We start from the raw sequence: 12,970 nt of genomic DNA, 5'->3' as shown, positions 1-12,970 counted from the left end.
GTAGCGCCGTGTTCCTCGCGCTACGTGAACTCATCTTCGCTCGCGGACGGTTCGCCCTCATGGGCGTCGTCGTGGCCCTGATCGCCATCTTGATGGTGCTGCTCAGCGGTCTCACCGTCGGGCTCGTCAACGACGGCGTGTCCGGCCTGCAGCGCCTTCCCGCCACCTCGCTGGCCGTGCAGGACGGGGTCTCGAAGGACTCCGCCTTCTCGCGCAGCGTCGTGTCCACCGACGCGGTGGAGACCTGGCGCGAGCAGCCCGGTGTCGAGGACGCGGCGCCGTTCGGCAACGCGCTGGTCAACGCCCGCACGGACCAGGACGTCGAGATCGACCTGGCGCTGTGGGGCGTCGAGACCGGCTCCTACCTCGACCCCGAGGTCGCCGAGGGCAAGGCCCTGGCAGGCGAGGGCGAGGTCGTCGTCAGCGCCACCGCGGCCGAGGAGGGCGTCGAGATCGGCGACACGATCACCATCGACCCCTCCGGCTACCAGCTCGAGGTTGTCGGCATCCTCGCCGACCAGCACACCTTCGGCCACGTCGACATCGGCTACCTGCCGCTGCGCACGTGGCAGGAGGTCAAGGCCGGCGTGCGCGACGGCGACGTCGTCCCGGACCGCGTGTACGACGAGATCACCGCGGTCGCGGTCCGCGCCGAGGACGGGGCCGAGGTCGACCTGGCTGCCGGTGACGAGGCCGCCGGCACGGAGTCGATGACCATCAAGGACAGCTACGGCGCCTCGCCGGGCTACACCGCGGAGACCTCCACGCTGCAGCTGGTGCAGGGCTTCCTCTACGCGATCTCCGCGCTGGTGATCGGCGCCTTCTTCACCGTGCTCACCGTCCAGCGCAAGCAGGAGATCTCGGTCCTGCGGGCCATGGGCGCCAGCACGTCGTACCTCCTGCGCGACAGCCTCGCGCAGTCCCTGATCCTGCTCGTCGTCTCCGTCGCCGTCGGGGTCGGGATCGGGGTCGCCGCCGGTGCCGCACTGGCCTCCACGCCGATGCCGTTCGCCCTCGAGGCCGCCCCGATCGCCGGGGCCAGCGCGCTCCTCATCGGCCTCGGCGTCGCCGGTGCGGCCGTCGCGGTCCTGCGCATCACCCGAGTCGACCCGCTGAGCGCCCTGGGAGGCAGCCGATGACCACCATTCTCTCGATGTCCGACGTCACCCTCCTGCACGGGGACGGCGAGGAGACGGTCACCGCCCTCGACCACGTCGACCTCGAGGTCGCCGCCGGCGAGCTGGTCGCCGTCGTGGGTCCGTCCGGTGCGGGCAAGTCCAGCCTGCTCGCTGTCGCGGGCGCGCTGACGCGGCCCACCTCGGGCGCGGTCCGGCTCGGCGACGTCGACCTGGTGACGGCGAAGGACCGCGACCTCACCCGGCTGCGCCGCGAGCGGATCGGCTTCGTCTTCCAGAGCGGCAACCTGGTGCCTGCCCTCACCAGCCTCGACCAGCTGCGCCTGCCGCTCACCTTCGGCAAGGTGGCGGACGCCCGGGACCCGCAGGAGCTCCTCGAGGCGGTCGGCATGGGCCACAAGGCCAAGCGCCGTCCCCACCAGCTCTCCGGCGGCGAGCGGCAGCGCATCGGCATCGCCCGCGCGCTCGTCACCCGCCCGCAGGTGCTGCTGGTCGACGAGCCGACCGCGGCGCTGGACCGCCAGCGCAGCCAGGACGTGGTCGGGCTCCTGGCCCACGAGACCCACGAGCAGGGCGTGGCGACGATCATGGTGACCCACGACCACGACGTGCTGCACCACTGCGATCGTGTGCTTGAGATGATCGACGGGCGGCTGTCCCCGGTGCGGGTCACCGCCTCCTGACAGACCCCGCGAGACCCGGCCGACCGGCCCCCGCCCGACCGACCCGAGGACCCGAGTGCCCCGCATCCAGGCCCCCACCGTGGCCGAGCACCACGCCCGCATGGAGCGTGCGCTGCTCGACGCGGCGCGGGGCCTGCTCGCGGAAGCGCCCGAGGTGCCCTCGATGGCGGCGGTGGGCCGGCGCGCCGGGCTCGCGCGCTCCAGCGTCTACCAGTACTTCGGCTCGGCCGAGGAGCTCCTCGCCGCCGTCGTCGCGGACGTCTTCCCCGAGTGGGGCGCCCGGGTCGCCGACCGGGTGGCCGCGGCGGGGAGCCCCGCCGAGCGGGTCTGGGCCTACATCGAGGCCAACGTCGAGCTCTTCGCCAGCGCGGAGCAGGCGGTCGCGCGTGCGCTGACGCGCGTGGTCGAGCCGCACGTGCTCGCCGGGCCGATGAGGGAGTTCCACGCCCGCCTCCAGGTGCCGCTGCGCGAGGCACTCGCCGACTTCGGCGAGCCCGAGCCCGAGGCGATGGCCGAGCACCTGGACTCCCTGATCGTGCAGGCCTCGCGCGCGTCGGAGGAGCGTGCTCCCGACGGCCCCGACAGTCCCGACGGCGCTGCCGCCCCCGGCAGCTCCGCCCTCGCCCGGCTGCGCCGCCTGCTGGGCCCCTATCTCGGGCTGTCCGCGGACGCGGGAGCTCCCGCCGCGCCGCAGCCCCAGACCGGCCGCCGGTGAGACCCGGACCGGCCTGATCCACCCATCCCCACCACCATCGGAGAAGACATGGACATCGTCCGTCTCGTGCTGCTGTTCATCCACCTGCTCGGCATCGCGGTGCTGCTCGGCGGCCTGATCGTGCAGGCCAAGGAGCCCACCAAGCGGATCACCTCGTGGGTGCGCGACGGTGCGGGCACGGCGTTCGTCGCGGGTCTGCTGCTCGTCGGCGTGCTCGAGGGCCTCGACGCCGACGTCAACCACACCAAGGTCGCGGTCAAGCTCGGCCTCGGCCTGGTGATCCTCGTGATCGCCCTGATCAACATGCGCAAGGCGAGCATCAGCACCGGCCTGTGGGCCACCCTGCTCGTGCTGACCGTGGTCAACGTCGCCGTCGCGGTGTTCTGGTCCTCGCCCCACAAGGTCGCCGACGACGACAACGTCGAGGCCGCCCCGATCGTGCTGGTCCAGCGCTGATCGTTCAGCAGTAGCGCACCGTACGGCGGGCGCCGGTGAACCCGTAGAGGGCCAGACCGGCGTCCGCCGCCAGCTGTACGGCGAGGCTCGTGGGCGCCCCGACCGCGACGAGCGACCCGACGCCCGCGGCCACCGCCTTCTGCACGAGCTCGAACCCCGCCCGCCCGCTCACCACGAGGCAGGCCTGCGTGGGGGACTCCCCGGCCAGCACCCGTGCCCCGGTGACCTTGTCCACGGCGTTGTGGCGCCCGACGTCCTCGCGGACCACCAGCACCGTGCCGTCGGCATCGACGAGCCCGGCCGCGTGCACGCCGCCGGTGCGCCCGAAGAGCGCCTGGTGCTCGCGCAGCCGGTCCGGCAGCGAGCGGACCACCTCGGGCTCCGGCAGCGGCCCGCCCCAGCGCGCACCGGCGAGCGGCTGCCCGAGCACGTCGCCGATGCTGTCCTTGCCGCAGACCCCGCAGGCCGACGAGCCCGACGACGCGGCGTCGTGGCGGTGCCCGACGTCGCGCAGCGGCGGGCCGGCCAGCGTCACGGTCACGACATTGAACTCCTGCTCGGGCTCCAGGGTCACGTCGGTGCAGTAGGCGACCGTCGCGATGCCGTCGGCGGTGCTCAGCCCCTCGTGGAGCAGCCAGCCGGCGGCGAGCTCGAAGTCGTGGCCCGGGGTGCGCATGGTGACCCAGACCCGGCGCGCGTCCGAGCCCGGCCAGGCGAGGCGGATCTCCAGCGGCTCCTCGGTGGCCAGCCGGTCCTCGCGGCGCCGCTCGCCGTCCTCGGCGAGCTCGTGGACCCGGGTGCGGACCGAGGGGCCGGGCCGGCGGGCGCGCCCGCTCATGCGCCGTACCTCGTGCGGACCGCGAGGCGGCGGGCCAACAGGTCGGTGGTGTCGGCGAGCCGGCGCCGCACCGTCGGGTCGAGGGACTCGTCGGCCAGTCGCTCGCGGGCCCGCTCCAGGGTCTCCTGGCTCAGCGCGGTGGCCGGGAAGAACGCCTCCACGGCGGTGCCGCGCACCCAGCCCCGGTGCACCTCCGCGACGGTGTCGAGGGCGGCGAAGTAGCGCTCGACGTACGGCGCGGTGAGCTCCTCCTGCCCGGGCTGCCACAGCCCGGTGCCGGCCGCCTCGAGGTCGTAGTTGGGCACCGGCGTCTCGCCGGTGAACCGGGCCCACGCCCAGGCCTTCGCCTCCGCGTCCGGCAGCGAGGCGCGGGCGCGGGAGTGCTCCACGCGAGCCTGCGCGGTGGGGTCGGCGGCCAGCGCGGCGTCGAGCTCGGCGGCGTCGCACGCGCCGAGGACCGCGAGCCGGACCAGCACCCGCCAGCGCAGATCGAGGTCGGCGTCGATCCCCGGCGGCGGGGCGGCCAGCCAGCCGCGCAGCGTCGCGGGGTCGGTGGCGGTGGCGATCGCCAGGCGCAGGGCGGAGTGCTGGTGCTCGCTGCCCGCGGGCTCGGCGGCGGTGCGGGCCACCGCCGCCGCGTGCACCCGCTCGCGGGACCCGGCGGGGGCCAGCGGGAGCAGGGTCTGCACCAGCCACGGGACGGTACGACGGGGGACCGCGCGCACCGGGGTGTCCTCGAGGTCCTCCACCGGCGGGGCGGCCACCGCGACGTCCACGACCCGGGCCGGGTCGATCGCGCCGTGGTCGTGGGCCATCCGCAGCTGGTTCCAGGTCGCGGCCCGCTGGAGCTCGTCCGCCAGGACCGGCAGCTCGGTGACCAGCGCCTCGACGGTGGCCTCGTCCGGGAGCACCAGCGCCCACGTCTGCTCGTGCGGGTCGAGCAGCACCGCGCCGGTGCCGACGTCGACCGGCGTCTCCACGGCGCTGATCTCCAGCGGGCGGCGGGTCCAGCCCGCGGCCTCGCGGACGGCGAGGCCCAGCGTGTGGGTGCGCGCGACGTCCTGGCCGGCCGGGGGAGTGCGGCGCACGACCCCGGAGGCGCGGTCCAGGCTGATCGTGTCGGGCCCGGAGGTGCGCAGCCAGGCGTCGGTGAAGGCGGACAGGTCGCCGGCGCCGGCGCGCTCCCAGGCGCCGAACAGGTCGTGCATGGTGGCGTTGCCGAAGGCGTGGCGGCGCAGGTGGTCCACCACGCCGCCGAGGTAGACCTCGTCGCCGAGGCGGGTGTTGAGCTGGCGCAGGATGCTCGCGCCCTTGGCGTAGGAGATGCCGTCGAAGTCCTGGAGAGCGGCGAGCGCGTCGACCGCGCCGTTCCCGGCGACCGGGTGGGTGTTCGGCCCGAGGTCGGCGCCCAGGCCCCAGCAGCGGCGCAGGTAGGAGTTGTCCACCCACGCGTCGGCGTACTCGGTCGCGTCGGCCACCACGCGGGTGCCGGTGTACTCCGCGAAGGACTCGTTGAGCCACAGGTCGTCCCACCACCGCGGGGTGACCAGGTTGCCGAACCACTGGTGGGCCAGCTCGTGGGCGATGGTGGTGGCGCGCACGATCCGCGCGCCGCGGCTGAGCCGGGTCGAGGACAGCATCTGGTCGCGCAGCGTCACGCAGCCCGGGTTCTCCATCGCGCCGGCGTTGAACTCCGGGACAAAGGCCTGGTGGTAGTCGCCGAAGGCGTAGCGGATCCCGAACAGGCGGTGCAGCTCGTCGAGGCTGGCCCGGGTGACGCCGAGCAGGTCCTCGGCGTCCGCCTCGAGCGCCCCCGCCAGGCTCGACCGGGCGCTCAGCCCGAGCGGGATCCCGTCGTGCTCGTCGCGGATCAGGTAGTAGGGACCGGCGACGACGGTCACGAAGTACGTCGAGAGCGGCGGCGTGGGCCCGATCCGCCACAGCCCGGGCTCGGGGTTGCTGGCCGGGGCGTTGCCGAGCACCACCCAGTCGCGCGGCGCGCGCACCGTGAACGTGTACGGCGCCTTGAGGTCGGGCTGGTCGAAGCAGGCGAAGATGCTGGGCGCGGCGTCCATGAAGGACATGCCGTAGACGTAGTGGCGGCCGTCGGCGGGGTCGACGCTGCGGTGCAGGCCCTCGCCGTCGGTGCGGAAGGCCATCACCGCGTCGACGACCAGCTCGTTGGCGCCCGGCACCGTGTCGATGCCGAGGCGTCCCCCGACCAGGGCGTCGGCGTCCAGCGGCCTGCCGTTGAGCACCAGCGAGCGGACCCGGCGCGGCTTGAGGTCGACGAACGTCGCGCCGCCGGCGCTGGTGAAGCGCAGCGTGGTGCGCGAGGAGAAGGTCTCCACGTCGGAGGCGAGGTCGAGCTCCACCTCGCAGGACTCGACGCGGAGCAGGGCGGCGCGGGCCTCGGCCTCGGTGCGCTGGAGGCTGCGCGGCGCGGCGTGCTGAAGATCGGGGAGCGGGGACGTCACTTCGCCAGACTAGGCACCCGGGCCGCGTCGGGAGACCTAGCATCCGCCTCGGCAACCTCTTCGCGCTCGTGCGCGTCTGAGGAGGCATGGACGAACACGCGTCCCATCACTCGGAGGAAACCTCATGACACGTTCGACGTCCCGCCCTCCCCGGCGGCTTGCGGCAGGCCTTGCCGCGTCCGGGCTGCTGCTCGGCGCTGCGGCCGTTGCCACCGCGCCCTCGCCGGCCGGCGCGGCACCCCCCGGGTGTGACCAGCCGTTCCCGACCGCGGAGCTCGAGTCCGGCCAGGTCCTCTCGGGCCTGACCGTCGTCAAGGGCACCGAGCCGGTCGCCTTCGAGGGCACCGTGATCGGGGTGCTCGACGACGGCATCGCCTCCGGTCTCGACATGATCATGGTCGACGTCGAGCTGCCCGACATCGAGCTCCCCGGCGGCGGCCAGGCGGGCGGCATCTGGCAGGGCATGTCGGGCTCCCCGCTGTACGCCGCGGACGGACGCGTCGTCGGAGCCATCTCCTACGGCCTGGCCTGGGGTCCGAGCCCGATCGCCGGCGTGACCCCGTTCGGCGACATGGAGGAGTTCCTCGAGGCCGACCCCGCCCCGCGGCTCCCCGTGCCGCCGGCGATGGCGCGCAAGATCGCCGCCCGCACCGACGTCAGCGCCGCTCAGGCCGGCCGCGGCATGCGTGAGCTCACCGTGCCGCTGGGCGTCTCGGGTGTCTCCCAGCGCACGCTCGACATGCTGGCCGCGAAGGCCGAGCAGCTGGCCAAGCGCGGGGTCAAGCGCCCCTACCTGAAGTCCGCGAGCTACCGGCTCACCCGCTCGGCAGCCGCTGCCGACGCCAGCGCGATCGTGCCCGGCGGCAACCTGGCCACCACCGCGTCGTACGGCGACGTGACCATGGGCGGCGTCGGCACCGTGACCTCGGTGTGCGGTGACCGGGTGGTCGGCTTCGGGCACCCGGCGTACTCCCTGGGCGCCACGTCGCTCGGCCTGCACCCCGCGGACGCGGTGTACGTGCAGCCCGACCCGGCGGGCGCGCCGTTCAAGCTCGCCAACATCTCCGCGCCGGTCGGCACCATCGACGACGACCGCCGGGCCGCGATCGCCGGTCGCCTCGGCGCGCTGCCGGAGGCGATCGCCCTCACCAGCGCGCTGTCCCTGGACGGCGAGACGCTGACCGGGCGCACCGACGTCTACGTCGAGGACGCGGCCGCGGACGCGGTCTACTACCAGTTCTCCGCCGCCCACGAGCGGCTGCTCGACAACGACCCGATGGGCTCGGAGCTGCTGACCTGGACGATCACCGGCACCGATCCGGCGGGCGCGCCGTTCACCCTGCGCCTCACCGACCGCTTCGCCGGCGCCGACGCCCTGTGGGAGGCGGCGTACGGCGTCGCCGACTTCGCCTGGGGCCTGAGCCGCCTCGAGGGCGTCGAGATGACCAGCATCGACCTGCGGGCCGGTCTCAGCCGTGAAGCGCGCACGCTCGACATCGCCCGCGTCGAGCAGCACCGCAACGGGTCGTGGACGACGGTCAACAACAAGACCCCGATCCAGGTGCGGGCCGGGCGCACCATCCGGCTGCGCCTGGTGATGACCGGCCCGGGCGGCAAGACCTACCGCAAGGTCAGCTTCGCCGCCCCGGCCGCGAAGTACCGCACCGCGACCCGCGTCTCCGTGACCTCGGGCAGCAACCAGTGGAACAGCACCTCGTTCAAGAACCTCACGGGGGCCAAGAAGCTGGTCGCCTCGACGCTGCGCAACGACCAGGTCCGCGTGCAGTACGGCACCAACGACAAGGTGCAGTACGCCGGGGACTACTACGGCGAGGAGATGTACTTCCGCGCGGACCGCAAGCGGCCCAAGTCGTTCCTGCGCACCCGCACCTCCGCGCCGTACTCCCACGTGGTCACGGGCGCGGCCAACATCAAGGTCAAGATCCGCAAGTAGCAGCGCACGACGACGGCGGACGGGAGCGAGGCTCCCGTCCGCCGTACGCTGCTAGGCATGGGTGCGCAGGACGTGACAGAGCCGGGCGAGGTCGCCGCACGCGCCGAGAAGGACCGGCTGCTCGCGCTGGTGCGCGACTCCGTGATCGGTGAGGACCTGTTGATGGCCACGCCGTACGGGCGCCGCCGGGTGACCTACGCCGACTACACCGCCTCGGGCCGGGCGCTGTCGTTCATCGAGGACTTCGTGCGCCGCGAGGTGCTGCCCGGCTACGCCAACACCCACACCGAGTCCAGCGGCACCGGGCTGCAGACCTCGCGGCTGCGCGAGGAGGCCCGGGCGATCATCCGCGACGCCGTCGGCGGCGACGAGGACACCGTCGTGCTGTTCACCGGCTCCGGCGCCACGGGCGCCATCGCCAAGCTGGTCGGGGTGCTGGGGCTGCGGCTGCCCTCGGTGCTGGAGGACCGCCACCACCTGCTGCGCCACATCCCGCGCGAGGAGCGGCCGGTCGTCTTCGTCGGGCCCTACGAGCACCACTCCAACGAGCTGCCGTGGCGCGAGTCGGTCGCCGACGTCGTGGTGATCCGCGAGGACGCCGACGGCCAGGTCGACCTCGACGACCTGCGCGCGCGCCTCGTCGAGCACGCCGACCGCCCGCTGCGCATCGGCTCCTTCTCGGCCGCCTCCAACGTCACCGGGATCATGTCCGACGTCGCCGGGATCGCCACCGTGCTGCACGAGCACGGTGCGCTGAGCCTGTGGGACTTCGCCGCGGCCGCGCCGTACGTCGAGATCGAGATGGGTCCCAGCGACCCCGGGCGGCCGCTGTCCTACAAGGACGCGGTCTTCATCTCCCCGCACAAGTTCGTCGGCGGGCCGCAGACGCCGGGCGTGCTGGTCGCGCGGCGCGAGCTGTTCGCCAACCGGGTGCCGGACGTGCCGGGCGGCGGCACGGTCGCCTACGTCAACACCGACGACCACCGCTTCCTCGACGACCCGACCCACCGCGAGGAGGGCGGGACGCCGGCGATCGTCGAGGCGATCCGCGCCGGGCTGGTCTTCCAGCTCAAGCAGGCCGTGGGGGTCGAGACCATCCGCGAGCAGGAGGAGCGCCACCTGGCCCGTGCCGTCGAGGCGTGGCGCGCCGAGCCGGGGCTGGAGCTGCTCGGCAACCTGGAGGCCGAGCGGCTCTCGATCGTCTCCTTCGTGGTGCGCTCGCCCACCGGGCGCTACCTGCACCACAACTACGTGGTGGCGCTGCTCAACGACCTGTTCGGGATCCAGGCCCGCGGCGGCTGCTCGTGCGCGGGTCCCTACGGCCACCGGCTGCTCGGCATCGACATCGAGCGTTCCCACGAGTTCGAGCGCGAGATCACCGGCGGCTGCGAGGGCATCAAGCCCGGCTGGGTGCGGGTGAACTTCAACTACTTCGTCCCCGACGCCGTCGCGCAGTACGTCGTGGACGCGGTGCGGATGGTGGCCCGCGACGGCTGGCGCCTGCTCGGCGACTACGCCTTCGAGCCGGACACCGGGCTGTGGCGCCACCGTGCCGGGGTCGTCGACCCGCCGCTGTCGCTCCACGACGTGTCGTACGCCGGCGGCCGGGTCACGATGCCCGAGCACACCGCCACCGGGGGAGTGGAGCTGCTCGAGGAGCACCTGCGCGACGCCGCCCGGATCCTCGGCGAGCGTCCCGGCCCGGACCTCACCACGCACCCCGGCAACGTGAGCGCCGACTTCGAGCATCTGCGCTGGTTCGACCTGCCCGCGGAGTGCCTCGAGGCGTAGTCCGACACCGGGCCGCGCGGCGTCGATGTGCGGTGGGCGGCCGAGCAGTCGGGCGACCGGGTCGTCGACGTTTGGTCACCAACGACAGGTGTCCGGGGCGGAATGTTGTCGTTGGGGACCAAACGTCGACCTCGGCTCTCCGAAGCCCGGGCCCTCAGAGCCGCACGAGCATCTTCCCGATGTTGTCGCCGCGGTGCAGGCCGAGGAAGGCGTCGACGGCGTGGTCGAGGCCCTCGACCACCGTCTCGCGGTGGACCAGCTCGCCGTCGGCGACCCACTGGCGCGCGAGGCGCTGGTACTCCCGGGCCAGGTCGGCGTGGTCGGTGACGATGAAGCCCTGCATCCGCAGCCGCTTGGTGACGACCTGGAACATGTTGCGCGGGCCGGGAGTCGGCAACTCCTCGTTGTAGCTCGCGATCGAGCCGCACGCCGCGATCCGGCCGTGGTCGGAGAGCAGCGCGATGGCGGCCTCGAGGTGCTCGCCGCCGACGTTGTCGAAGTAGACGTCAAAGGGGCCGTGCGGCTCCAGCAGTCTCAGCGGCGCGCCGTCGTGGTAGTTCACGGCCGCGTCGAAGCCGAGGTCGTCGGTCAGCCAGGCGACCTTCTCGGGGGACCCGGCGGAGCCGACCACCGCGCTGGCGCCGAGCAGCCGGGCGATCTGGCCGGCGAGCGACCCGACCGCGCCGGCGGCGCCGGAGATCAGCACCCGGTCACCCTCGCGCAGGCCGGCGATCGCCACCAGCCCGACGTACGCCGTGAGGCCGGGCATGCCCAGCACGCCGAGGTACGCGGACTCGTCGACACCGGTCGCGTCGACGTGCCGGAAGGCCGCGGCGGGCGCCAGCGCGTGCTCACGCCAGCCCAGCTGGTGCAGCACCGTGTCGCCGACCGCGAGGGAGTCGTCGTTCGAGGCGATGACCGTGCCGACCGCGCCTCCGTCGAGCACCTCGCCGAGGCGGTACGGCGGCACGTAGGACTTCACGTCGTTCATCCGGCCGCGCATGTAGGGGTCCACCGACATCACGGTGTTGCGCACCAGCACCTCGCCGGGCCCGGGGTCGGGCAGCTCGGTCTCGACCAGGCGGAAGTCGTCGGGGGTGGGCCACCCCTCGGGGCGGGCGGCCAGGTGGATCTCTCGGGTGGCAGTCGGCATGCCGCGATCCTGACAGGGCGGCGGTGAGCCACCCGGCGTCCACAGGCCGCGCGGTGCGCCAAGGAGGGGTGAGATGACGAGTAGTCCGTGACGTTCGGGCCTGTGGAGAGTCTCCTCCACGGTCCCGAACGTCACGGACTACCTCGGGTCCGGGGACGCACCCGGACAGGCCGCCCCGGGATCACCCCCGGGACGCAGGGGTCAGGCCTGGAGACCGAGCGCGAACTCGACCTTGCCGGCGGCGTCGACGGCGGCGTCGAGCACCTTGTCGTCGAGCATCAGGGCGGCGGCGGCGTCGAGGAAGATGAACGCACCACCCTGCTCGACGACCAGGTCGCCCTCCTGTGCCTGTTCGGCGGCACTGACGGCGAACGAGGGCTCCTCGGTGCCCTCGGAGGTGATGCGCAGACCCGCCGTCTCGGGCAGGCCCTGCTGGCTGGAGATCTCGCGGACGATCGTGCTGGCGTTCTCGGTGAGGGTGAGCATTGACTCGCCTTCCGATGGGCGTGCAGGACCTCTCCACCGTGTCCGACCGGGCGCGACGGTTCAAGTCGCCGCAGGTGGCCCGGGCGTGTCGTGGGAGGCTGGCGGGATGGCCGAGCAAGAGACCCACCGCAGCATCGAGCTCGCCCGCGACGGCGACCTGCACTTCGTGGCGACCAACCGGCGCGGGGGCACCCTCGCGATCGGCTCGGGCGAGGACGCCGACTTCACGCCGGTCGAGCTCCTGCTCGCCGCGCTGGCCGCCTGCGGGGCGATCGACCTGGAGTCGGTGACTGCGAAGCGCGCGCCGTTCTCCTCCTTCGCCGCCCGCGCGGATGGCCACAAGATCCGCGACGAGCAGGGCAACCGGATGGTCGACCTCGCGGTCACCCTCGACGTGGCCTTCCCCGAGGGCGAGGACGGCGACCGCGCGCGTGCGGTGCTCGAGCGCACGGTGCGCCAGGTCGAGGAGCGGTTGTGCACGGTGGGCCGCACCGTGCACGTCGGCGACCCGGTGCGCTACCGGCTCGGCGACCTCGGGCGGCAGCCCGAGGACCTCACCGCACGGTGACGGAGGAGATCTCCACCGGGGTCGCGGGCGGGCCGTCCTGGCCGCCGCCCTCGACGCCGTCCTCCGCGACCGCGCGCACGTCCCTCAGCGACTTCGCCGAGATGGTGCCGAACGCCGTGTAGGTCGGCGGCAGCGCGCCGTCGACGTCCTCGTAGACGATGAAGAACTGCGAGCCACCGGTGTTCGGGCTGCCGGTGTTGGCCATCGCCAGGGTGCCGGCCGGGTAGGTCTCCTCGCCGGTCACCTCGTCGGGGATGGTGTAGCCGGGGCCGCCCATGCCGGTCCCCGTGGGGTCCCCGCACTGGAGCACGTAGATGCCGGCGGTGGTGAGGCGGTGGCACGGGGTGTCGTCGAAGAAGCCCTGCTCGGCGAGGGACACGAAGGAGCCCACCGTGCATGGCGCCGCGTCGGCGTCCAGGGTGGCGGCGAGGTCGCCGGCGGAGGTCGCGAGGGTGGCCTTGACCGTGCCGCTCACGGTCGCCTCGGTGGGCGGCAGCTCCGGACCGTCCTGGGTGCCGTCCGGGAGGTAGTCGCACGACACACCCGTCCCGGCGGACGGGGAGGACGGGGGCGTGGACTCGGCGGAGTCGGCCGGCGAGGCGTCGACGGCCCGGTCGGGCTCGTCGTCGCTGCACGCGGAGAGGGTGCCGACCACGGCGAGGGCGGCGAGGGCGGCGAGCGGGCGCTTGAGCGAGGCGACGGGCATGACGCCG

General features: G+C 73.6%; 12 protein-coding genes. 7 read left to right on the top strand and 5 right to left on the bottom strand.

Annotated elements, in window-relative coordinates:
- The first annotated feature begins 59 nt into the window (after positions 1-59).
- From HOQ23_RS06620 to HOQ23_RS06605, 4 genes are read left to right on the top strand one after another with little or no spacing between them, the layout of a single operon-like run.
- The gene (locus HOQ23_RS06620) at positions 60-1,139 is read left to right on the top strand and encodes an ABC transporter permease (RefSeq protein ID WP_216653757.1); all 1,080 of its coding nucleotides are present in this window, start codon (positions 60-62) and stop codon (positions 1,137-1,139) included.
- A complete protein-coding gene (locus tag HOQ23_RS06615) occupies positions 1,136-1,819 on the top strand; it encodes an ABC transporter ATP-binding protein (RefSeq protein WP_172213005.1) in 684 nt (227 codons plus the stop codon). Before HOQ23_RS06620 ends, HOQ23_RS06615 begins: the two co-directional genes overlap by 4 nt.
- A gap of 55 nt (positions 1,820-1,874) precedes the next feature.
- Positions 1,875-2,534 carry a TetR/AcrR family transcriptional regulator gene (locus HOQ23_RS06610; RefSeq protein ID WP_172213003.1) on the top strand — a complete coding sequence of 220 codons (660 nt, stop codon included), beginning with the start codon at positions 1,875-1,877 and terminating at the stop codon, positions 2,532-2,534.
- Positions 2,535-2,582: 48 nt separating this feature from the next.
- Entirely contained in the window at positions 2,583-2,990 is a 408-nt protein-coding gene (locus HOQ23_RS06605) for a hypothetical protein (protein ID WP_172213001.1), read from the top strand.
- A 4-nt stretch (positions 2,991-2,994) separates the two neighbouring features.
- On the opposite strand, the gene HOQ23_RS06600 is transcribed toward HOQ23_RS06605, so the two are convergent.
- Together HOQ23_RS06600 and pepN are read right to left on the bottom strand one after the other, a co-directional pair.
- Positions 2,995-3,828 (bottom strand): formate dehydrogenase accessory sulfurtransferase FdhD, encoded by an 834-nt coding sequence (locus HOQ23_RS06600; protein WP_172212999.1) that lies wholly within the window; start codon positions 3,826-3,828, stop codon positions 2,995-2,997.
- On the bottom strand, positions 3,825-6,305 hold the full coding sequence (gene pepN / locus HOQ23_RS06595; protein WP_172212997.1) for an aminopeptidase N: 2,481 nt from the start codon (positions 6,303-6,305) through the stop codon (positions 3,825-3,827). Before pepN ends, HOQ23_RS06600 begins: the two co-directional genes overlap by 4 nt.
- A 124-nt stretch (positions 6,306-6,429) precedes the next feature.
- Between pepN and HOQ23_RS06590 the strand changes: the two genes are divergently transcribed.
- Together HOQ23_RS06590 and HOQ23_RS06585 are read left to right on the top strand one after the other, a co-directional pair.
- On the top strand, positions 6,430-8,259 hold the full coding sequence (locus tag HOQ23_RS06590; RefSeq protein WP_172212995.1) for a hypothetical protein: 1,830 nt from the start codon (positions 6,430-6,432) through the stop codon (positions 8,257-8,259).
- 57 nt (positions 8,260-8,316) lie between these two features.
- A complete protein-coding gene (locus HOQ23_RS06585) occupies positions 8,317-10,050 on the top strand; it encodes an aminotransferase class V-fold PLP-dependent enzyme (RefSeq protein WP_172212993.1) in 1,734 nt (577 codons plus the stop codon).
- A 154-nt stretch (positions 10,051-10,204) separates the two neighbouring features.
- On the opposite strand, the gene HOQ23_RS06580 is transcribed toward HOQ23_RS06585, so the two are convergent.
- Complete coding sequence (locus HOQ23_RS06580) at positions 10,205-11,203, bottom strand: NADP-dependent oxidoreductase (RefSeq protein ID WP_172212991.1); 999 nt, start codon at positions 11,201-11,203, stop codon at positions 10,205-10,207.
- Positions 11,204-11,404: 201 nt separating this feature from the next.
- Entirely contained in the window at positions 11,405-11,689 is a 285-nt protein-coding gene (locus HOQ23_RS06575) for a Fe-S cluster assembly protein HesB (protein WP_172212989.1), read from the bottom strand.
- A 106-nt stretch (positions 11,690-11,795) separates the two neighbouring features.
- Here HOQ23_RS06575 and HOQ23_RS06570 point away from each other — a divergent pair, with 106 nt between their 5' ends.
- Positions 11,796-12,257 carry an OsmC family protein gene (locus HOQ23_RS06570; protein ID WP_172212987.1) on the top strand — a complete coding sequence of 154 codons (462 nt, stop codon included), beginning with the start codon at positions 11,796-11,798 and terminating at the stop codon, positions 12,255-12,257.
- On the opposite strand, the gene HOQ23_RS06565 is transcribed toward HOQ23_RS06570, so the two are convergent.
- The gene (locus HOQ23_RS06565) at positions 12,244-12,963 is read right to left on the bottom strand and encodes a peptidylprolyl isomerase (RefSeq protein WP_172212985.1); all 720 of its coding nucleotides are present in this window, start codon (positions 12,961-12,963) and stop codon (positions 12,244-12,246) included. The genes HOQ23_RS06570 and HOQ23_RS06565 overlap by 14 nt on opposite strands.
- Between the last annotated feature and the right edge of the window lie 7 nt (positions 12,964-12,970).

This window comes from Nocardioides sp. zg-DK7169, from assembly GCF_013155365.1.
In the GTDB taxonomy this organism is placed as follows: domain Bacteria; phylum Actinomycetota; class Actinomycetes; order Propionibacteriales; family Nocardioidaceae; genus Nocardioides.
The sequence above is the reverse complement of the archived record's forward strand: the minus strand, read 5'-3'. Positions and strand labels throughout refer to the sequence as shown.